Source organism: Aldersonia sp. NBC_00410, from assembly GCF_026342035.1.
In the GTDB taxonomy this organism is placed as follows: Bacteria; Actinomycetota; Actinomycetes; order Mycobacteriales; family Mycobacteriaceae; genus Aldersonia.
Genome location: NZ_JAPENM010000010.1, coordinates 66,193 through 86,462 on the forward strand (window position 1 = coordinate 66,193; position 20,270 = coordinate 86,462).

Annotated in this window: 17 protein-coding genes and 1 riboswitch; of the genes, 10 read left to right on the forward strand and 7 right to left on the reverse strand. The window is 67.7% G+C overall.

From position 1 onward, the window contains the following. Both OG921_RS21760 and OG921_RS21765 read right to left on the reverse strand, forming a co-directional pair. Positions 1-1,587 (reverse strand): amidohydrolase, encoded by a 1,587-nt coding sequence (locus OG921_RS21760; protein ID WP_266114623.1) that lies wholly within the window; start codon positions 1,585-1,587, stop codon positions 1-3. Between the two features lie 18 nt (positions 1,588-1,605). After that, positions 1,606-2,094 carry an FxsA family protein gene (locus OG921_RS21765; RefSeq protein ID WP_266114624.1) on the reverse strand — a complete coding sequence of 163 codons (489 nt, stop codon included), beginning with the start codon at positions 2,092-2,094 and terminating at the stop codon, positions 1,606-1,608. A gap of 198 nt (positions 2,095-2,292) precedes the next feature. On the opposite strand from OG921_RS21765, the gene OG921_RS21770 reads away from it, so the two are divergent. The 7 genes from OG921_RS21770 to OG921_RS21800 all read left to right on the forward strand — a co-directional run bounded on the left by OG921_RS21770 (position 2,293) and on the right by OG921_RS21800 (position 10,420). Then, complete coding sequence (locus tag OG921_RS21770; RefSeq protein WP_266114625.1) at positions 2,293-4,665, forward strand: FdhF/YdeP family oxidoreductase; 2,373 nt, start codon at positions 2,293-2,295, stop codon at positions 4,663-4,665. Positions 4,666-4,729: 64 nt separating this feature from the next. Further along, positions 4,730-5,425, forward strand: coding sequence for a TetR/AcrR family transcriptional regulator (locus OG921_RS21775; protein WP_266114626.1), 696 nt, complete (start codon positions 4,730-4,732; stop codon positions 5,423-5,425). Next, positions 5,422-6,150, forward strand: a complete 729-nt coding sequence (locus tag OG921_RS21780) for a hemerythrin domain-containing protein (RefSeq protein WP_266114627.1) — start codon at positions 5,422-5,424, stop codon at positions 6,148-6,150. The genes OG921_RS21775 and OG921_RS21780 overlap by 4 nt, the downstream gene beginning before the upstream one ends. Next, complete coding sequence (locus OG921_RS21785) at positions 6,147-6,647, forward strand: SRPBCC family protein (RefSeq protein WP_266114628.1); 501 nt, start codon at positions 6,147-6,149, stop codon at positions 6,645-6,647. Before OG921_RS21780 ends, OG921_RS21785 begins: the two co-directional genes overlap by 4 nt. A gap of 74 nt (positions 6,648-6,721) precedes the next feature. After that, the gene (locus OG921_RS21790) at positions 6,722-7,489 is read left to right on the forward strand and encodes a TSUP family transporter (protein WP_266114629.1); all 768 of its coding nucleotides are present in this window, start codon (positions 6,722-6,724) and stop codon (positions 7,487-7,489) included. Between the two features lie 10 nt (positions 7,490-7,499). Then, complete coding sequence (locus OG921_RS21795) at positions 7,500-9,041, forward strand: TldD/PmbA family protein (protein WP_266114630.1); 1,542 nt, start codon at positions 7,500-7,502, stop codon at positions 9,039-9,041. Next, positions 9,038-10,420 (forward strand): metallopeptidase TldD-related protein, encoded by a 1,383-nt coding sequence (locus tag OG921_RS21800; RefSeq protein WP_266114631.1) that lies wholly within the window; start codon positions 9,038-9,040, stop codon positions 10,418-10,420. Before OG921_RS21795 ends, OG921_RS21800 begins: the two co-directional genes overlap by 4 nt. Positions 10,421-10,442: 22 nt before the next feature. Here OG921_RS21800 and OG921_RS21805 read toward each other — a convergent pair whose 3' ends face one another. From OG921_RS21805 to cobN, 5 genes are all read right to left on the reverse strand, one after another. Beyond that, on the reverse strand, positions 10,443-12,755 hold the full coding sequence (locus tag OG921_RS21805) for an arylsulfatase (protein WP_266114632.1): 2,313 nt from the start codon (positions 12,753-12,755) through the stop codon (positions 10,443-10,445). A gap of 137 nt (positions 12,756-12,892) precedes the next feature. Further along, entirely contained in the window at positions 12,893-13,297 is a 405-nt protein-coding gene (locus OG921_RS21810; protein WP_266114633.1) for a hypothetical protein, read from the reverse strand. Between the two features lie 249 nt (positions 13,298-13,546). Then, entirely contained in the window at positions 13,547-13,930 is a 384-nt protein-coding gene (locus OG921_RS21815; RefSeq protein WP_266114634.1) for a PPOX class F420-dependent oxidoreductase, read from the reverse strand. Between the two features lie 30 nt (positions 13,931-13,960). After that, the gene (locus OG921_RS21820; RefSeq protein WP_266114635.1) at positions 13,961-14,245 is read right to left on the reverse strand and encodes a hypothetical protein; all 285 of its coding nucleotides are present in this window, start codon (positions 14,243-14,245) and stop codon (positions 13,961-13,963) included. A gap of 135 nt (positions 14,246-14,380) precedes the next feature. Further along, positions 14,381-17,959: a cobaltochelatase subunit CobN gene (gene cobN / locus OG921_RS21825; RefSeq protein WP_266114636.1), complete on the reverse strand. Its 3,579-nt coding sequence runs from the start codon at positions 17,957-17,959 to the stop codon at positions 14,381-14,383. Positions 17,960-17,993: 34 nt separating this feature from the next. Beyond that, positions 17,994-18,131, reverse strand: a riboswitch (cobalamin riboswitch). 36 nt (positions 18,132-18,167) lie between these two features. On the opposite strand from cobN, the gene OG921_RS21830 reads away from it, so the two are divergent. From OG921_RS21830 to cobG, 3 genes are all read left to right on the forward strand, one after another. Next, entirely contained in the window at positions 18,168-18,512 is a 345-nt protein-coding gene (locus tag OG921_RS21830) for a helix-turn-helix transcriptional regulator (RefSeq protein WP_266114637.1), read from the forward strand. After that, positions 18,509-19,027, forward strand: a complete 519-nt coding sequence (locus OG921_RS21835) for an SRPBCC family protein (RefSeq protein WP_266114638.1) — start codon at positions 18,509-18,511, stop codon at positions 19,025-19,027. The genes OG921_RS21830 and OG921_RS21835 overlap by 4 nt, the downstream gene beginning before the upstream one ends. A 109-nt stretch (positions 19,028-19,136) precedes the next feature. After that, positions 19,137-20,270 carry a precorrin-3B synthase gene (gene cobG, locus OG921_RS21840; RefSeq protein ID WP_266114639.1) on the forward strand — a complete coding sequence of 378 codons (1,134 nt, stop codon included), beginning with the start codon at positions 19,137-19,139 and terminating at the stop codon, positions 20,268-20,270.

The window sequence follows — 20,270 nt, forward strand, 5'->3', positions numbered from 1 at the left end:
TCAGGCCGCATGGATGGTTTCTCCGAGGTGCACGGTGCGCAGACACCGTGGTTCGGGTTCACCCGTCGCGAGTCGCGGCAGCGCGGGCACCCGGGAGCGCGGATCGGTCGACCAGCGCTGCACCGAATCGGCGGGGGCAGCAATGACCAGCTCGTCGACGTCCCAGATCGCGTACGAGGCGGGCGCGCCGGGGACGAGGGTGCCTGCGACGCCGTCACGCACACCGCCCGCGCGCCACGCGCCCCTGGTGGCGGCGGCGAACGCGGCTCGCGCCGAGATGCCGCTCCCCGGCGTGCGATGGTTCGCCGCTGCGCTCACCGCAGCCCACGGCCGCAGCTCGGTGACGGGGGCATCCGAGCCGAACGCGAGCGATACGCCGGCCGAGGCCATCGCGGCGAATGGATTCAGCTGCGCGGCGCGCTCGGCGCCGAGGCGGGCCGCGTACATCCCATCCGGACCACCCCACGCCGCATCGAAGCCCGGTTGCACGCTCGCGATGACGCCCCAGGCCCCGAGTTTGGCGGCCTGTTCGGTGGTGATCATTTCGGCATGCTCGAGCCGGTGTCCGCACGACGCGATGGCGGGACCGCCGACTTCGGCCACCACCCGTCCGAACGCCTGGACCGCGGCCGACATGGCGGCATCGCCGATGACATGGAATCCCGCCTGCACCCGTGCCTGAGTGCACGCCCGGATATGCGCGGTCATCGCGTCGGCGTCGAGATAGCTGTTGCCGCAGCCGTGCGCGGCGTCGTCGGCATAGGGCTGGTGGAGCCACGCCGTGTGCGACCCGATCGAACCGTCGACGAACAGATCACCCGCCAGCGCATGCGCGCCGGTCCGATCGAGCAATGCGCGCACCTCGTCGGCGGATTCGGCCCGCTCGCCCCAATTCGCGCGCACCTGCACGCCATGCTCGAACGCGAGGAGTTCACGCAGATCGTCGGCGCCACTGATGACCGGTCCGGCGCATTCGTGGATCGCGACGATCCCGCGGCGCGCGGCCTCGTCCAGCGCGGCCCGGCGGGCGCGTTCACGCTGAGCGCTGTCGAGCGCGGCGAGTGCGGCGCGTCGTACCTCATGATGTGCGTCGGCACGCAGCGGATCCGAACCGGCGATCGGCGCGAGCCCGGCGACCGCACGCAGTGCCGAGGAGCACAGCGCCGAGTGCGCGTCGATGCGCGCCAGATACACCAGCCGCCCGGGCGCCGCGGCGTCGATTTCGGAGACCGAGGGCGGGCTGTCCGGCCAGCCGCTGTCATCCCAGCCATGCCCCCAGACGACGCCGGTCGGCTCGGCCGCGACGTAGCGACGCAGCAGCTCGAGGCATTGCGCCCCGGAGCGCGCACCGGACAGGTCGAGCCCGGTCAGTTTCAGGCCGAGGGCGGTCGTGTGCACGTGCGCGTCCACGAAGGCCGGCGCGACAAACGCGCCGTCGAGCGCCACGATCTCCGCATCGGGGTGCAATGCGCGGGCGGGTTCATCGGCACCCACCCAGACCACCTGACCGTCGGTGACCGCCATCGCGGTCGCGTCCGGAGAGCTGGAGCTGTAGATGCGACCGCCGAGCAACAGTTGGGTACCCACGGTCGAATAGTCTGCCCGTTACACGGGACCGGCCGCGGGCGGGTCGAGGCGGCGCTGCGTGACCGGGTCGGTATACGTCCCGTCGACGACCTCGCCGTCGATCACCTCCGCACCACCGCCGCGCCGGTAACCGCTCGCCACGACCGTCAACGGTCCGAATCGCTTGGTCGCCGCGACGACGACGAGTGGCCGCAGCAGCATTCGCGTCGGCGGCAGCAGGAGCAACAGGCCCAGTACCGAGGTCACCAGGCCGGGCACGAACATCAGCACGGCTCCGAGCCCGACGAGCGCACCGTCCGCGACCGCGCCACCGGCAGAGCGCTCACCTCGCGAGACGCGCTGGAATCCGTCCCGAACCGTCCGCCACTGCGACCGGACCAGCACGATGCCGACCAGCGTTCCGGCCAACAGCAGCAGGATGGTCCACACCACGCCGATCGTGTTCACCGCCCAGACGAAGGCGGCGAGTTCGACCAGCACGTAGGCCACGAAGAACAGAGCGGGCATGGGGGATCCTTTCTCCTCTGCTACCCGGGACAACGAGCGAGCGACGCCGTTTTCTCCCAATCTCGCCCGTCCGTTTTCGGCACCTGCCCGTGCGGCGCTCCCGCTGTTGCCGATGTGCGTGGCTCGGGTATGAAAGAGGCAACGGCACGCTGCGGTGGTTCACCGCTTCGGGCGTTGCGGGTGACTCTGGAGGCGGCGATGAAGCGGAACAAGACGGACCGGCCCGACTACGAGGAATCCGATCTCACGGTCGGATCGCCCAAGGATCACGCTGCCGGGGCGACCGCGGTCGCGGTGTCGATGAAGCGCGCTCTCGAGCGGATGGGCCCGCGGCGCACCGCGAAGACGTTGCTCACCCTGAATCAGGCCGAGGGCTTCGACTGCATGAGTTGCGCGTGGCCCGACCCCGACCACCGGCACACCGCCGAATTCTGCGAGAACGGTGCAAAGGCCGTTGCAGAGGAAGCCACTCGGGACCGCGCCACCCCGGAGTTCTTCGCCAGGCACAGCATCGCCGAACTCGATGCGCGCTCCGAACACTGGCTCGGTCAGCAGGGTCGGATCACCGAGCCGATGATCAAGCGCCCTGGCGGCACGCACTACGAGCCGATCTCGTGGGATGACGCGTTCGAACTGATCGGGAACGAATTGCAGTCGCTCGATTCGCCGGACGAGGCGATTTTCTACACCTCCGGTCGGACGTCCAACGAGGCGGCGTTTGTCTACCAGTTGTTCGTGCGAGCATTCGGCACCAACAATCTGCCCGACTGTTCGAACATGTGCCACGAGTCGACGAGCATCGCGCTGCAGGAATCGATCGGGATCGGCAAGGCGAGCGTCACGCTCGACGACGTGTACACCGCGGATCTGATCGTGCTGGCCGGCCAGAATCCCGGCACGAACCACCCACGAATGCTGACCGCCCTCGACAAGGCCAAGCACAACGGCGCGAAGATCCTCTCGATCAATCCCCTGCGCGAGGCCGGGTTGGTCAACTTCAAGAACCCGCAGACACCGCGTGGCGTCGTCGGTCCCGGCACCGATCTCTCGGATCTACATCTGCCGGTCAAGCTCAATGGCGACCTCGCCCTGTTCCAGGCGTTCGGCGCGTTGCTGGTGGAATGGGACGCGCTCGATCGGGAATTCATCGACCCGTACACGATCGGTTTCGAGTTGTGGCGCGAACACGTCACCGCCATCGACTGGGACGCAGTCGTCGAGACCACCGGGCTGTCCAGGGAGCAGATCACCGCAGCGGCGCAGATGTTGCGCGATTCGAAGGCGACCGTTTTCTGCTGGGCGATGGGTCTGACGCAGCATCACAATGCCGTGGCGACGATCAAGGAAGTCGCGAATCTGGCCTTCGCGCAAGGCAATATCGGCAAGCCGGGTGCGGGACTCTTCCCGGTTCGCGGACATTCGAACGTGCAGGGCGACCGTACGATGGGCATCTGGGAGCGTCCGCCCGCGCACTTCCTGGACGCGTTGGCCAAGGAGTTCAACTTCGAGCCGCCACGCGAGAACGGCCACGACACGGTGGATTCGGTACGCGCGTTGCGGGACGGCAAGGCGCATTTCTTCATGGGACTCGGTGGCAATTTCGTGCAGGCCGCGCCGGATACCGACATCACGTTCGAAGCCATGCGAAACGCGCGGATGACGGTGCAGGTCTCCACGAAAATCAACCGTTCCCATCTGGTGTGCGGTGACACCGCTCTGATTCTGCCGACGAAAGGGCGCACGGAGCGAGACATTCAGGCCGGCGGTGCGCAGTTCGTCACCGTCGAGGACTCGACGTGTTCGGTGCATGCCTCGCGCGGACCACTGGAGCCGGCGAGTCCATATCTCAAGTCGGAGGTGGACATCGTCACCCGCATCGCGGAGGCCGCGCTCGGCGACCGGTACGGCATCGAATGGCGCGGGATGCGCGAGGACTATCGCGCGATCCGCGAACACATCTCGCGGGTCGTTCCGGGCTGCGCGGGGTACGAGGTGAACGCCCGGCGGCCGGGCGGCTTCGTCATGCCGCACCCGCCGCGTGACACGCGCACCTTCCCGACGAAGTCGGGCCGCGCCGAATTCGCGGTGTCCCCGATCGAAGTGCTGCAAGTGCCACCGAATCACCTTGTCCTGCAAACCTTCCGCAGCCACGATCAATTCAACACCACGATCTACGGCCTCAGCGATCGCTACCGCGGTATCGAAGGTGGGCGGCGCGTGGTGTTCGTGCATCCGGACGACATCACCGCGGCCGGATACCGGGACGGGGACTTCGTCGATCTGGTGACCCACTGGGAAGGTGACGATCGGGTGCGCTGCGCACGCGACTTCCGAATCGTCGCCTACGACACGCCGCGCGGATCGGCGGCGGCCTACTACCCGGAGACCAATCCCCTGGTCCCGCTCGACTCCACCGCGGCGCAGAGCAACTGCCCCACATCGAAATCGATCATCGTGCAATTGCGCCCATGTGGCGCGACCGCGGACACCGCCGGGTCCGCGGGCGGGCAGTCCGACGCGGGCGCCGACCTGTCGCACAAATCCGATCCGGAGCCGCTGCACCTATCCTGAACTGCACGAATAAATTAGCCGGAACAGACTTGTATTGAATGCAGGATTGTTCCATACTCGTCGTGTGACCAGCACCGGCGAGCGCCGCACACAACCGAAACGACCATCGCGACGGTCCTACGACTCGTCGCGGCGGCGCGCTTCCGCCGAAGAGACCCGTGCGGCCGTCTTCGCGGCCGCAGCCGAGCTGTTCAGTACCCGCGGCTGGTCGGCAACCGGCATGCGCGATGTCGCCCGTGCTGCGGGCGTGTCGGTGGAAACCGTCTACGCAAGCGCAGGGACCAAGAGCGATCTGCTCGAGCGCGCGATCGATATCGCCGTCGTCGGCGACGACGAACCGGTTCCGTTGGCGCAGCGGCCCGAATTCCAGGCGATGGGCGCGGGCAGCCTCATCGCCAGAGCCGCCGCGACTGCCCGATTGCTGACAAACCTGCACAAGCGTGTCGCACCACTCGACCGCACCCTCGGTCATGCCGCGCTCACCGACCCCGAACTTGCGCACCGGCAGCGCGAGATCCAGACGCGGCGGCGCGCGAGTTTCCACGACGGGCTCACACTCGTAGTCGGGCGCGAGCCCGAACCTGAACTGGTGGACGGTATTTGGGCGGTGGGTAGCCCCGACGTCTATTTGCTTCTCGTCGAAACCGCGGGGTGGTCGCCCGAACGCTATCAATCCTGGCTGGCAGAGTCGATCCTGCGACTCATCGTTCCACTACCGACGCTCGATGACTCGCCTTTCGAACTCCCGGAGACACCATGAACATCAATCCCGAAGGCCCCGCCGACACGCAGATGATGGGGATCGTGCACTCGGCACTGCGCCGCGACCTGCTGCGCGTCCGCCTCCTCCTGACCGCCGATGAGCCACCGCGTGGCGAACGGCGGACCGCAGTCGCCGATCACGTGCTGTGGCTGATGGACTTCCTGCACGATCATCACTCGGGAGAGGACAACGGGCTCTACCCGCTCGTCGTTCGCCGAAATCCGGCCGCCGGCGCACTGGTCGGGCAAATGGATGCCGACCATCACCTGATCGTGCCGGCGATGGATCGGCTGACCGAAGCCGCCCGTGCATATCGCCTGGCCCAATCCCGCCCGGTCGAGCCCAGCCCGACGATTGAACTGCTCGGGGCCCTAGACACGTTGTCCGAGGTGATGATGCCTCACCTCGAGCGAGAGGAACGCGAGATGATGCCGGTGGTCGCCAGCAGTATCACCGACGCGCAGTGGCGCGCGTGGGACGAGGAGTTCAACATCAAGCCGAAGAGCATGGGCAAGCTCGCCAAGGAGGCGATGTGGCTGCTCGACGGTATCGATGACGACGCGCGCGACCATTTGATCCACGTCGTTCCACCCGTGCCGCGATTCCTCCTGCTGCGCATTCTCGGTCCTCGCTACCGTCGGCAGCTTGCCCGCATCTGGGCCGGCACCCCGGCTGAAGATGTTCCATCACAACCACTTCCGGTAAAGGTTGGTCGATCGTGAAACTTCCCCGCATCCCGCGTTCGACCGACGTCGAAGCCATCACCGACGCCACTCCCGAGCAGGTATGGGCGGTCGTCTCGGACGTGACCCGCATCGGTGAATGGAGCCACGAGTGTCGGACCGGGCAATGGCTCGACGGCGCGACCGGGCCGGCGCCGGGCGCACGGTTCCGCGGCTGCAACCGCGTCGGTCTCGTCCGTTGGGGACGCGTCTGCACAGTGACCGAAGCCCGGGCTCCGTCCCGGCTGACCTACCGCACCTTCGGCACCATCGTCCGCGACGCGACGCAGTGGACCATCGCGGTACACGCCGCGGGAACCGGCAGTCGCATCGTGCTGTCCTACGAGATGTTGGCGATGCCGCGCTGGTTCGAAACGGTGGTCGTGCTGGTCATGCCTCCGCATCGGAACCGGACCGCGGCGCTGCACGCAGACCTCGAGCGACTCGGCGAGGTTGCCCGGCAAACCGCCACAGCAGCCGGCCACGCCGTCGGCTGACGGGCCCGGTTTCTCGGGCACCACGTTCGGATAGCACGGCCGCCGAGCGGTGTGCGGCGTGATCGAATGGGCCCATGACTGCGGGCGACTGGGCGGTATTGCTGACCGCCGCGGCCGCGGCGGGCTGGGTGGATGCGGTCGTCGGCGGCGGCGGACTCATCGTGCTGCCCGCCCTGCTCGTGACCATGCCGTCACTGGCGCCGCAGACTGCGCTGGGCACCAACAAGTCTGCCGCGATCGCGGGGACGGCAGCCGCAGTGTTGACGTTCTCGCGGCGGGTGCCGATGCGGTGGCGCGTGCTGGCTCCCGCAGGTGCGCTTGCCGCTCTGACGAGCGCGGTCGGTGCGTCGGTCGTGGCGTTCATCGACAAATCGCTGTTCATTCCGATCGTGATGGCGGTGTTGGTGGGTGTCGCGGTCTTCGTGACACTGCGACCGCAGGTCGGGATGGTCCTCGCGACGCACCCGCCGAGCCGGCGGCGTTTCGCGCTGGTCGTCGGCATCGTCGCCGGGCTGCTCGGCTTCTACGACGGCCTGCTCGGTCCCGGTACCGGAACATTCCTCATCATCGCCTTCGCGACATTGCTCGGCACCGATTTTGTGCGCAGCGCGGCGATGTCGAAGGTGATCAACCTCGGCTCGAACTTCGGCGCGCTGGTGTACTTCGCGGCCACCGGGCACGTGCTGTGGTCTCTCGGGTTGGCGATGGCCGGGCTGAACATCGTCGGGTCGGTGATCGGGTCCCGGATGGCGCTGCGCCGGGGCGCCGGGTTCGTGCGGATCGTACTGCTCGTCGTCGTGGTCGTCATGGTGATCCGCCTGGGCTGGCAGGAGTTCGGCTAGCGTGGCGCAGGTGAACGATGCGCACGGAGGTGACGCGGCAGCACTACGCGTCGACCAACGTTTCCGGGATCTGCCGCTGGCGGCGCTGGCCGATGCCGCGCTGAGCGCGGCCCGCGGGGCGGGAGCTACGCATGCGGAGTTCCGCGTCCATCGCCTGCAAAGCCAATCCGTCCGGCTTCGCGACGGATCGGTCCGCGCGATCACCGATTCCACCGAGCTCGGCCTCGCGGTGCGAGTCGTGGTGGACGGAACGTGGGGATTCGCCTCCAACGCCGAGTTGAGCACCGACGTTGCGGCGAGTACCGCGCACACCGCCGTCGACGTCGCGCGGGCGCTGCGCTCGCTCAACCGCGAACAGGTTCTACTCGCCGATGAACCGGTGTATGCCGACGCGGAGTGGGTGTCGCCGTACGAGATCGACCCGTTCGTCGTGCCGATCGCCGACAAGGTTGCACTGCTCTCCGAGTACTCGTCACGACTGTCGGCATCCGATGGCGTCGACCACGTCACGGTGGGACTCGAGCAGGTGAAGGAGCAGACGTTCTACGCCGACTCGGCGGGGGCCCGGATCACCCAGCAGCGGGTTCGACTGCAACCGACCCTGGAGGCGACCGCGGTCGACCGGGCGGCGGGTGGCTTCGAGACGATGCGGACTTTGGCGCCCCCGGTCGGTCGCGGCTGGGAGTACCTCACGGGCGTCGCCTGGGACTGGGACACCGAACTGGCCCGCATTCCGGAATGGCTGGCGGAGAAGGTCAAGGCACCGAGCGTCGAGCCGGGCCCGACCGATCTCGTCATCGACCCGACCAACTTGTGGCTGACCATCCACGAATCGATCGGTCACGCCACCGAGTACGACCGCGCGATCGGTTATGAATCCGCCTATGCCGGAACCTCGTTCGCGACACCGGAGAAGCTGGGCTCGCTGCAGTACGGATCGCCCGTGATGACGGTGACCGCGGACCGGATACAGCCACACGGCCTGGCCACCGTCGGGTACGACGACGAAGGCGTGGCGGGGCAACGCTGGGACCTGGTGCGGGATGGCACCTTCGTGGGTTACCAACTCGACCGTGCGTTCGCGCCGCGACTCGGTCTCGACCGCTCCAACGGCTGCTCCTACGCCGACTCGCCACACCACGTGCCGATTCAACGAATGGCGAACGTATCGCTGCAACCCGACCCGGCGACCGACACCAGCACCGCGGAGTTGATCGCCCGGGTGGAAAACGGGATCTATGTGGTCGGAGACAAGAGCTGGTCGATCGACATGCAGCGCTACAACTTCCAGTTCACCGGCCAGCGATTCTTCCGGATCCGCAACGGCCGGCTCGACGGACAATTGCGCGACGTCGCCTACCAGGCCACCACAACGGACTTCTGGAACTCGCTCGAGGCGGTCGGTGGGCGGTCGACCTGGCATCTCGGCGGCGCACTGAACTGCGGAAAGGCGCAGCCGGGGCAGGTCGCGGCGGTCAGTCACGGTTGCCCGTCGGTCCTGGTCCGCGGCGTCAACATTCTCAACACGCGAAGCGAAGGGGGATCCGAGTGATCCCGGCACAGGAGGTCGTCGATCGCGCACTGGCGGCATCGAGCGTGGACGAGGCCATCGTGATCGTCATCGACGAAAGCGAGGCGTCGCTGCGCTGGGCGGGCAATTCGATGACTACGAACGGCGTTTCGTCGACGCGGACCTGGACCGTGGTCTCCATCGTGCGGGACGGCACGACCGCCAAGGTGGGCAGTGTGACGTCGAGCAGCATCGATCCGGACGACATCGCCGTCGTGGTCCGGTCGAGCGAGGACGCGGCGCGCGGCGCGGTCGCCGCGGTGGATGCGATGCCGCTGATCGCCGGCGACATCGTGGATCCGGGCTGGGACGATGCGCCCGGCCGCACGGGCATCGAGGTCTTTTCCCGACTCGCATCCGATCTCGCGACGGGATTCGATGGCGCAGACCGGCTCTACGGATTCGCCCACCACCAGGTGCACAGCATCTGGCTGGGCAGCACTACCGGACTGCGGCGCCATTTCGTACAGCCGACAGGTTCGGTGGAGATCAACGGGAAGCGCGGCGACGCGGCGAAACCCGGCGCGGTGGCCAGCGCCTGGGCCGGCGCGGGTACGATCGACTTCACCGATGTCGACGTTCCCGGTCTCCTCGCCGAGCTCGACCGCCGCCTGGATTGGGCGGCAAGGACTTTCGACCTGCCGGCCGGCAGGTACGAGACGCTGATGCCGCCGTCGACGGTGGCGGACATGCTGATCTACCTCGTCTGGTCGATGGAGGGACGTGGTGCGCACGAGGGCCACACCGCCCTTTCGCGGCCGGGCGGGACCCGAATCGGTGAGCAGCTCAACGAGATTCCGCTGACTCTGTACAGCGACCCCGCCGCGCCCGGCCTCGGGTATATCCCCTTCGTGGTGACCGGCGCGTCCAGCGAATCGCTTTCGGTGTTCGACAACGGCATGAGTGCCGAACGCGTCGACTGGGTGCACGACGGCGTTATCAACGCACTCGCGTATCCGCGAGCGGCGGCAAGGGAATTCGATGCCGTCCCCACCGTTCCCGGTGACAACCTGCTGCTCGCCGGCGGTTCCGCGGCGACGATCGAAGAGATGGTCGCGCGCACCGAACGAGGCCTACTGCTCACCACCCTGTGGTACATCAGGGAGGTGGATCCGGCGACCCTGCTGCTCACCGGGCTCACCCGGGACGGGGTGTATCTCGTCGAGGACGGTGAGGTCCGTGGCGCGGTGAACAACTTCCGGTTCAACGAGAGTCCGCTCGGCCTGCTGCGCCGGGTCACCGAGGCCGGCGCCACCGTGCAGACCCTACCCAGGGAGTGGAAGGACTGGTTCAACCGCGCGGCCATGCCACCGCTGCGCATCCCGGACTTCCACATGTCCTCGGTGAGTCAGGCGACGTGATGACGCGTCGCCGGACACTTCCTCACTCGGCGGCGAACTCGGCCTCGCGCTCCACTTCTCGGACCACCTGCTGCGGGACCTGCACCGCGCCAGGGGTGTAGGTGACCGACACCAGGTTGCCGGTGTAGCGGAACGGCCCGCGTCGCTCACGTAACTCCCACGAGACCGGTCCCCTGGCGTCGACGCCGACCGAGATTCCGGTCCACGGCGCCATCCCGACGAGTTGCACCCGCCCGGGCAGCGCGGCTCGGTCGACGCCGTCCACGCGCACGGTGAAGTCCCACGTCAACCGAGGAGCCACCGCGGTTCGCACCTCGATCGACCCGACACCGTCGCTCAACTCGCCCGCGTCGATCGCGGTGTACCGCCCGTAGGCGTTGTAACCGAAGATCAGCCGACCATCCTCGATGTAGAGCAGGTAGCCGCCCTGCGGATCACCGTGCGCAACCAGTACGCCCTTGTCGCCGCTTCGATATCCCTCGAGTGCGACCGCGATATCGAAGTCGCGGAAAGCGATCAGCCGAGACGATCGGTACCGCTCGAGGGTCGGGGCGCCGGCAAGGATCCGGACGGGGTCGCCGAGTCGGGCCTCCGCCGGGCGTCGGAGCGTCAGATCCTCTCGGGTGATCAGCGGGAAGACGGTGTTCGCCCAGGCCGATTCATCCCAGGCGTGCGCGAGTTCGGCGACTTTGTCCGGGTAGAGGTTCGCAATATCGTCGAGTTCGGTGGGATCGTTCGTCAGGTCGAACAACTGCCAGCGCGGGTCGTCGATGTGCCGGCCCGGCTCGTGCAATGCCAGCAGTTTCCAGCCGTCGCGATAGAAGCCGCGATGCCCGGTCATCTCCGCATACTGCTCGGTGTGGCGGGTGTCTGCATCGGGCGAGCGCAACACCTCGACTGCGGAGACGCCGTCGAACTCTTTGGCAGGTAGGCCGCGCCGCACCCCGGACGGCTCGATCCCGACCAAGTCGAGCAGCGTCGGTGCGAGATCGGTGACGTAGGCGTACTGGTGCCGGATACCGTCGTCGTCGGTGTCGCGCTTCAGTCCCGCCGGCCAGGAAAGCACGAACGGGACACGCACCCCACCGGCAAAGGTCTGCCCCTTGTAGAAGCGGAACGGCGTGTTCGACGTCTGTCCCCAGCCGCGCGGGTAGTGCACGCCGAGCCGTGCGGTGCCGATGAGGTCCTCGTCGTGCGGGACGTCACCGACCCAGTCCGGATCGCCGACGTGGGCAAATTCGGCGAAATAGCTACGGGTTCCGCTCGGCCCGCCTTCCGCAGTACCCCCATTGTCGGAGGTGAACACGACGATGGTGTTGTCGAGTTCGCCGTATTGCTCGACGGTGTCGAGGATCCGGCCGAGGCTCTGGTCGATGCTGTCGACCATCGCGGCGTACACCTCCATGTACCGGGCGAACCGCGCCTGCTCAGCGGGGCTCAGCGATTCCCACGCCGGTACGTCGTACCCGGGTTCGCTGTTGCGCGGCGCTTGGCGGGTGCCTTGGGGGAATATGCCCTGCGCGAGTTGGGCGGCGAACCGGTTCTCGCGGATCCGGTCCCAACCCTCGGCGTATCGGCCGCGATACTTGGCCTGGTCGCTCGGCTTGGCCTGCAAGGGGCCGTGCATCGCGACATGGGCGAAGTAGAGGAAGAACGGCTTGTCGGCGTCGTGGGCGCGCAGATCCTTCAGGTACCCGATCGCCTTGTCGGTCAGATCGTCGGTCAGGTAGTAGCCATCCGGGTAGGCCTCGATGTCGACGACCGAATTGTCCGAGACCAGCTGGTTCGGGTAATAGAAGGAATTCAGGCCTTCCAGCGAGCCGTAATACCGATCGAATCCACGTTGTGTCGGCCATGAATCGCGGGTGCGTCCCGGGCTCATGTTCGCATCACGGACGAGGTGCCATTTGCCCACGGCGTAGGTGGCATAACCGTTGTCCCGCAGAATTTCCGGCAACGTCGCGACGTCATCGGCAAGCTCGAGCCGCAGGCCCGGGTAGCCCGGGTCCGCATTCGCGACGAAGCCGTACCCGGCGCGATGCGGATTGAGGCCGGTCAGCAGCGCGGCCCGCGAGGGTGAGCACAGTGGCGTGGTGTGGTAATTGGTGAGCCTAATGCCGTTGTGCGCCAATCTGTTCAGCGTTGGCGTGTCGATCTCGGAACCGAACGGTCCGATGTCGCTGTAGCCCATGTCGTCGATCAGCACGACGATGACGTTGGGCGCGCCGGGTGGGGCGCTCGGTGGCACGTTCCAGTCGGGAGTCGAGTCGTCCGTCGTACGGCCGACACGGCCGGCGAAGTTGTCGTACCCGCGGGCATGGGATGGCACAGTCACCGGAACACGCAATCACTCGCCGGCCCAGACGTCGAGAGATGCGCTCGTGCTGAACGAAACCTTCGTTTGCTATCCGTCCGAACGCGCACTATCGGGCCGGGCACTGTGCGCGCCCGGCCCGATTCGTGTACTACCGATCAGAGCACCACGCAGGCGCTGCCCAGGTTGATCCCGTTTCCGACCTGCACCAGGTGGTCCTTCGCGATGTAGTTGGGCCCCTGGTATGCGGTCAGGGTGTGCGCGCCCGGCGTCGTCGGCGTCCACTTGAACGGCGCGGTGCCGCCGCTGGCTTGTACCGGTGCTGGGGTCACCGACACACCGTTGTCGTAGAGGTACACCGGCGTTGCCGCGTTGACGGCGACGGTGACGTCGTAGGTGCAGCCCGTGCCGAACTGGCTCGACCCGAGCGACGGGGCAACGTTGATGTCGGTCGCTTCGGCCGATGCCATCGGTGCGGTGAGTACCAGCGCGGCGGCTCCTGCCCCGATCGCCGTGGCGACGATCCCGGCGCGACCTGCGGTCTTGCGTGCTGAAGCAAACATTGTTTTCTCCCTCGGATGGTTGCGCTGCGGGGGTTGGGGAACCGCAACGCAACCAAGACTGCGGCTGCGCAAGAGGAAAACAACGCGTGCTCGACCTCGTCAATCTCGGTCGCGGTCCTACCCGAGTAGTGAATTACCTACGCCGATCCAGTTACCGTGGGTAGAACTCGTCCGGGTAGCGGAATGCCCCCGATGGCCGCGCAATCGCACGCGCCTTCCCGCCGGATCAGCACGATGCCGCGGTCCTCGTCAGGGCTGCGTCTGCGCGATGGCGATTCCGACGGTGCCCGACGCGCCGCGGAACAGCTTGCTGGTGTTGACCGTGAGCCAGCCCAGGATCCCGTATTTGCCCGAGATGACCTTGCGCACGTGCTCGGTGCCGTCGGCGTCGAGGACGGTGGCGGTGCCGTGCAGCACCTCATCGCCCTTCGTATTGCCGCGCATGTCGCAAATCTGCAACGCCACAGCCGGATTGCGGCGGATTCGCTTGACCTTGTAGGAACTGGCCTGCGTCCACACCACGAGCCGGTCACCGTCCGGGGCGGCCCAGATCGGCACTCCCTTGGCCGAGCCGTCCTTGCGGTAGGTGGTCAACAGCACTGCCCGGCTCTTGCCGAGATCGGTCCAGGACATGCCCGAAGCGTATCCGCATCGCGGCCGGTTCTAACAGTGCAGCTGCAGCAGAGTGTTGCTCGCGATCCGTGCACCGGCAGCGTCACTGGGGTGGTTGCGCACGGCCAGGTCGAGGCGGGCACGCAGTCCGGCGCAGATCACGTCGTGCTCGGGCGGCACGGCAGGCGTGGGTGCGACGATCGGCGCCGTATGTGTCGTTGCGGCACTGCCCGGCTCCTCGACCTGCACGCCGACGACCGTGGCGGCCACGGCGAGCCCGAGGACGACGAGGCCGGTAGCGCCGACGATGTGCGGGCCGATCGTACGTATCTGCATGAGCCGTGCCTCGCAAACTCCGGGCCGATTCCTCGTGGTGAGGAAGCTGGACAGCTCAATTCTGGGCATCACTCGGCGTGGGCAGAACCCACCCAAGGTGGGCGATTACCGCACCCAGCACGGCGTTGGAGCCGACTACTCCAGTTCGCCCTCGGTCTCGAGATAGATCTGCCTGAGCCGGTCGAGCGTCTGCTGCTCCGGTTCGGCCCACATCTTTCGTTCGGCCGCTTCCAGCAGACGTTCGGTAATCCCATGCAGCGCCCAGGGATTCGACTCGGTCATGAACTGCCGGTTGGTCTCGTCGAAAACGTAGCTCTCGGCGAGCTTTTCATACATCCAGTCGGACACCACGTCGGTGGTGGCGTCGTAACCGAACAGGTAGTCGACGGTGGCTGCCATCTCGAAGGCGCCCTTGTAGCCGTGCCTGCGCATCGCGTCGAGCCAGCGCGGATTGACCACGCGCGACCGGAACACCCGCGTCGTCTCCTCGGAGAGGGTTCGCGTGCGCACTGCATCCGGACGGGTCGAATCGCCGATATAGGCCTCGGGGTTCTTACCGGTCAGCGCGCGCACGGTCGCCACCATGCCGCCGTGGTACTGGAAGTAGTCGTCGGAGTCGGCGATGTCGTGCTCGCGGGTGTCGGTGTTCTTCGCGGCCACCGTGATTCGGCGATAGGCACTGCGCATGTCGTCCGCCGCGGGAATCCCGTCGAGTCCGCGACCGTAGGCGTAGCCACCCCAGTTCGTATAGACCTGCGCGAGGTCTTCATCGGTACGCCAGTCCCGCGAGTCGATCAGCTGCAGCAGGCCCGCGCCGTACGTGCCCGGCTTGGATCCGAAGATTCGCGTGGTGGCGCGGCGCTGATCACCATGATCGGCCAGATCGGCGCCGGCATGCGCGCGCACGAAGTTCTGCTCGTCCGGTTCGTCGAGTTCGGCGACGAGCCGAACCGCGTCGTCGAGCAGGGCCAGCACATGCGGGAAGGCGTCACGGAAGAACCCACTGATCCGCACCGTCACGTCGATACGCGGGCGACCGAGCTCGTCGAGGTCGATCACCTCGAGATCGCGCACCCGCCGGCTCGCCTCGTCCCATACCGGCCGGACGCCGAGCAGCGCGAAAACCTCGGCGATGTCGTCACCGGAGGTGCGCATCGCACTGGTGCCCCATACCGACAGCCCGACCGAGCGCGGGTACTCGCCGTGGTCGGCGCGGTACCGGTCCAACAGCGAATCGGCCATGGCCTGACCGGTCTCCCAGGCCAGTCGCGACGGCACCGCCTTCGGATCGACCGAATAGAAGTTGCGTCCGGTGGGCAGCACGTTGATCAAGCCGCGCAGCGGCGAGCCGCTCGGCCCGGCGGGAATGAAGCCGCCGTCGAGTGCATGCAGCACCCGTTCGATCTCGCACGAGGTCTCCCGCAATCGCGGCACCACCTCGGTGGCGGCGAACGCCAGCACCTCGCGCACCGCCACGTTGTCGGTGAGCGTGTCCACCGTGTGCGGGTCCCACTGCTGTGCCTGCAGTTTCGCGACCAGGCCGCGGGCCTGCTCCTCCACCGCGTCGACGCGTACCCGGTCTTCGTCGCCGTTCTCGCTCAGGCCGAGTGCTTCGCGCAGCCCGGGTACGGTCTGCTCGCCGCCCCACATCTGGCGCGCCCGCAGCATCGCGAGCACCAGGTCCACCTCGGCGTCACCGGCCGGCGCAGCCCCGAGGATGTGCAGGCCGTCGCGGATCTGCACATCCTTGATCTCGCACAGCCAGCCGTCGACGTGCAGCAGCATGTCGTCGAAGGAATCCTCGTCCGGGCGCTCGGCGAGGCCGAGGTCGTGGTCCATCTTGGCCGCCCGCATGAGCGTCCAGATCTGCTGCCGGATGGCGGGCAGCTTCGACGGATCGAGCGTGGAAATATTCGAGTGCTCATCGAGCAACTGTTCGAGTCGGGCGATATCGCCATAACTCTCGGCCCGGGCCATCGGCGGGATCAGGTGGTCGACGAGGGTGGCGTGCGCGCGGCGCTTGGCCTGCGTCCCCTCCCCCGGGTCGTTGACCAGGAACGGATAGATGAGCGGCAGGTCGCCGATCGCGGCATCGGTGCCGCACGCCGCGGACATGCCGAGCGTCTTGCCGGGCAGCCATTCCAGGTTGCCGTGCTTGCCGAGATGCACCATCGCATCCGCACCGAACCCGTGCTCTCCCGCGGCGATCCAGTGGTATGCCGCCAGGTAGTGGTGGCTCGGCGGCAGGTCCGGGTCGTGGTAGATCGCGACCGGGTTCGCGCCGAATCCGCGCGGCGGCTGCACCATCAGCACGATGTTCCCGAATTGGAGTGCTGCGATGACGATTTCACCGTCGGAGTCGCTGGATCGGTCGACGAACAAGTCGCCGGGCGCCGCGCCCCAGTGCCGCTCGACCCGCTCGCGCAGTTCGGGGTCCAGCGCGGCGAACCATTTGCGGTAGTTCGCGGCCGACACCCGGAACGGGTTGGACTCGAGCTGTTCGGCCGTGAGCCAGTCCTCATCCTGTCCACCGGCCGCGATGAGCGCATGGATCAGCGCGTCACCGTCGCGGTCGAGCAGGCCGGGGATCTCGTCGAGCGGGCCGAGGTGGTAACCCGCGTCTGCCAGTTCGGTCAGCAACCGGATGGCGCTCGCCGGGGTGTCGAGGCCGACCGCGTTGCCGATCCGGGCGTGCTTGGTCGGGTAGGCCGACAGCATGAGCACGATGCGGCGCTGCCCCACCGGGATGTGCCGCAGCCGCGCATGACGCACCGCGATACCCGCGACGCGCGCCGCGCGCTCGGGGTCCGGGACGTAGGTGGACAGCCCGTCGGCGTCGAATTCCTTGAAGGAGAACGGCACCGTGATGATCCGGCCGTCGAACTCGGGCACCGCGACCTGTGTCGCGACGTCGAGCGGTGACATTCCGTCGTCGTTGGCGGCCCACGTCTCGCGGTCGCTGGTGAGGCAGAGTCCCTGCAGGATCGGCACATCCAGGTCGGCCAGCGCGCCGATGTCCCAGGCCTCGTCGTCGCCACCGGCCGAGGCGGTTGCCGGTTTCGTGCCACCGGCCGCGAGCACCGTCACCACCATCGCATCGGCGCGCCGCAGTGTCGCGAGCAGTTCGGGTTCGGCCGAGCGCAGCGACGCGCAGTACAGCGGAAGCACTTGCCCACCGGCCGCCTCGATCGCCTGGCAGAGCGCCTCGACGTAGGCAGTATTGCCGGCCAGGTGCTGGGCGCGGTAGTAGAGCACCGCAACGGTCGGGCCCGAGTCGGTGCGTACGGATCGCTCCAACTCGCCCCAGGAGGGGGTGCGGACCGGCGGTTCGAAGCCATGCCCGGTGAGCAGCACGGTGTCGGACAGGAAGCGGGACAGCTGCAGCAGGTTGTGCGGGCCGCCCTCGGCGAGATAGTTGTGTGCCTCCGCCGCGACGCCGGCCGGGACCGTGGACAATTCCATCAGTTCCGCATCGGGCGCCATTTCGCCGCCCAGGGTGACCACCGGCAAGCCGCTGCGCAGCACCGCGTCGAGGCCGTCCTCCCAGGCGCGCTTGCCGCCGAGGATGCGCACGACCACCAGCTCCGCGCCGTCGAGCAGTCCGGGAAGGTCTTCGTCGACGATCAACCGAGCCGGGTTGGCCCACCGATACTCGGCACCGCTGGCCCGTGCGGACAGTAGATCGGTGTCCGAGGTGGACAGCATCAGGATCATGGGTCGTTCCTCCTTGCCGGGTTCCGCGCCCAGCGCTCGGTTGCGGCGCAACGGAGGTCTGGCTGCGGGAGGCTCGTCCCACACAGTGGCGCGACCGCGCCGGAATCTCACCGGCTTCCCCGTTGTCGCTTCGGCATGAGCGTATCGGACGGCCGAATTCGTCCGTATATGCCTTGACAGAAATATACCTTGGAGAGAATATAGCGAGGTGGACGATAAGATCTGGACGGCGCTGGCCGAGCCGCATCGGCGCAGCATGCTGGATGTACTGCGGGTCGGGCCGTGTGCGGTCGGCGAATTGTCCGAGCGCGTCGGACTGGCACAACCCCAGACCTCGAAACACCTGCGCGTGCTGCGCTCGGCCGGGTTGGTCAGCGCGCATGCCGTGGCGCAGCGCCGGATCTATCGCGCCGAACCCGCCGCGCTGGCCGAGCTGGACGCGTGGCTCGCGCCCTATCGCGCGATGTGGACGGCCAGCCTCGACCGACTCGGCCGGTTTCTCGACAACCCCGGCCTCGACAACCCCGACCCCGATGCGCAGGAGCAGCGATGAACGCCAACGGAGAGTATGTGCAAGTGGATGGCAGGCCGGCGGTCCGCTTCGAGCGGCACTACCCGCATCCGCCCGAACGAGTGTGGGCAGCGATCATCGACCCCGACCAGTCCCGGCACTGGTTCCCGTCCAAGCTCCTTGTCGAGGGGCGGGTGGGCGGCACGGTCGACTTCTCCGACGACCCGAACCAGGCCGACGGAGTCGGCAAGGTACTTGCTTTCGACCCGCCATACCGGCTCGAATTCAGCTGGGGTGCCGATGAACTGCGCTTCGAACTCGCCGCCGAGGGCACCGGCTGCGTGTTGCGGCTGACCAACGTGCTCGAGGCGCGCGACACCGCGGCACGCAACGCGAGCGGGTGGACCGTCTGCCTCGCCGAACTCGACAAATGGCTGGCCGACACTCCCGGTGACGGCCCACACAGCGCGGATGCGAGCGCCGCCTTCGAGCCGACCTACCAGGGCTACATCGCCGCCGGTATGCCGCACGGCGCACCGATCCCGGGCCGAGACTGAGTACCAGCGGCGCTGCGCAACCACTGACCTCGCCGCCGACCGGAATCCCGTCACATCCCGCCTAGAGTGGTCGCAGAGCGTCCCGCCCCGCGGCGGTACCGTTGACGCCATGAACCGTCCGGCCGACCGCTGTCCCGGGGTGTTCTCGGCGCACCCGGCGGCCGACGGGCACCTCGCGCGGATTCGCCTGCCCGGCGGTCGGCTCACCCCCGATCACCTGCAGTCCCTCGCCGAGGTCGCGGACGTGTACGGCGACGCACACCTCGAACTCACCTCGCGGGGCAACGTGCAGATCCGCGGTATCGACGACCTCGATGGCGCCGGCAATCGCATCGTCGAGGCCGGGCTGATCCCGACGCCGAGCCACGAGCGGGTGCGCAACCTGCAACTCTCCGCGCTGTCGGGTCGGCGCGGGGGCCTGGTCGACCTGCGGGCCACGCTGGTGGACCTCGACATCGGCCTGCGCGGTGACCCGGCACTGGCCGCACTCCCAGCACGATTCCTATTCGGCGTGGACGACGGGCGCGGTGACGTACTCGCGCAGCGGCCCGACAGCGGGATCCTGGCACTGTCGGACGACCGCGCCGAGGTCGTCGTCGCGGGAACCGGATCCGGGCGGACGGTGTCGCTCGGCGCGGCAGTCGAACTGATGCTCGCCCTCGCCGGCGCGTTCCTCAGCGACCGCACCGACGAGTGGCGCGTCGAGGATCTGGCCGACCGCCCGGCGATCGATGCGGTCCTCGACGCGCTGGAACGTGTCGCACCGCGACCTGCCTCGCATCCAGCGGCCGAGCCGCTGATCGGCTGGCTGCCGCAGGATGATGGCCTGGTCACGCTCGGTGCGGTCGCCCCGCACGGCCGCCTGGCCGCGCGCACCGCGGAGTTCCTCGCCGCCATCGGCACCGATATCTACCTCACCCCGAACAAGGAGATCCTGGTCTGCGACCTGAGCGAGGACGTGGCCGATACCGCACTGCGGGTGCTCGCACCGATGGGACTGGTCTTCGACGCGAACTCGCCGTGGGCGATGGTCAGCGCCTGCACCGGCTCCCCCGGCTGCGCCAAGGCACATGCCAATGTGCGCGCCGAACTCGAACTGCGGCTGCAGGAGCCGGTCGAGGCCCGTGAACATTGGGTGGGGTGCGACCGTGGCTGCGGCTCGCCGCACACCGAGCACGTTCAGGTCCGTGCCACTGCCGGTGGGTTCGAGCGGCGGACGGTGCCGGGCGTCCCGCTATCGTGA

Excerpts from the sequence above, each read along its gene's own strand:
- OG921_RS21815 (WP_266114634.1), bottom strand. The coding sequence starts at position 13,930 with ATGTCCTGGACCGATCTCGGCAAGAGCCGGGCAGTGCTGTTGACCACC.
- OG921_RS21780 (WP_266114627.1), top strand. The coding sequence starts at position 5,422 with ATGAACATCAATCCCGAAGGCCCCGCCGACACGCAGATGATGGGGATC.
- OG921_RS21770 (WP_266114625.1), top strand. The coding sequence starts at position 2,293 with ATGAAGCGGAACAAGACGGACCGGCCCGACTACGAGGAATCCGATCTC.
- OG921_RS21765 (WP_266114624.1), bottom strand. The coding sequence starts at position 2,094 with ATGCCCGCTCTGTTCTTCGTGGCCTACGTGCTGGTCGAACTCGCCGCC.
- cobG (WP_266114639.1), top strand. The coding sequence starts at position 19,137 with ATGAACCGTCCGGCCGACCGCTGTCCCGGGGTGTTCTCGGCGCACCCG.
- cobN (WP_266114636.1), bottom strand. The coding sequence starts at position 17,959 with ATGATCCTGATGCTGTCCACCTCGGACACCGATCTACTGTCCGCACGG.
- OG921_RS21820 (WP_266114635.1), bottom strand. The coding sequence starts at position 14,245 with ATGCAGATACGTACGATCGGCCCGCACATCGTCGGCGCTACCGGCCTC.
- OG921_RS21810 (WP_266114633.1), bottom strand. The coding sequence starts at position 13,297 with ATGTTTGCTTCAGCACGCAAGACCGCAGGTCGCGCCGGGATCGTCGCC.
- OG921_RS21835 (WP_266114638.1), top strand. The coding sequence starts at position 18,509 with ATGAACGCCAACGGAGAGTATGTGCAAGTGGATGGCAGGCCGGCGGTC.
- OG921_RS21790 (WP_266114629.1), top strand. The coding sequence starts at position 6,722 with ATGACTGCGGGCGACTGGGCGGTATTGCTGACCGCCGCGGCCGCGGCG.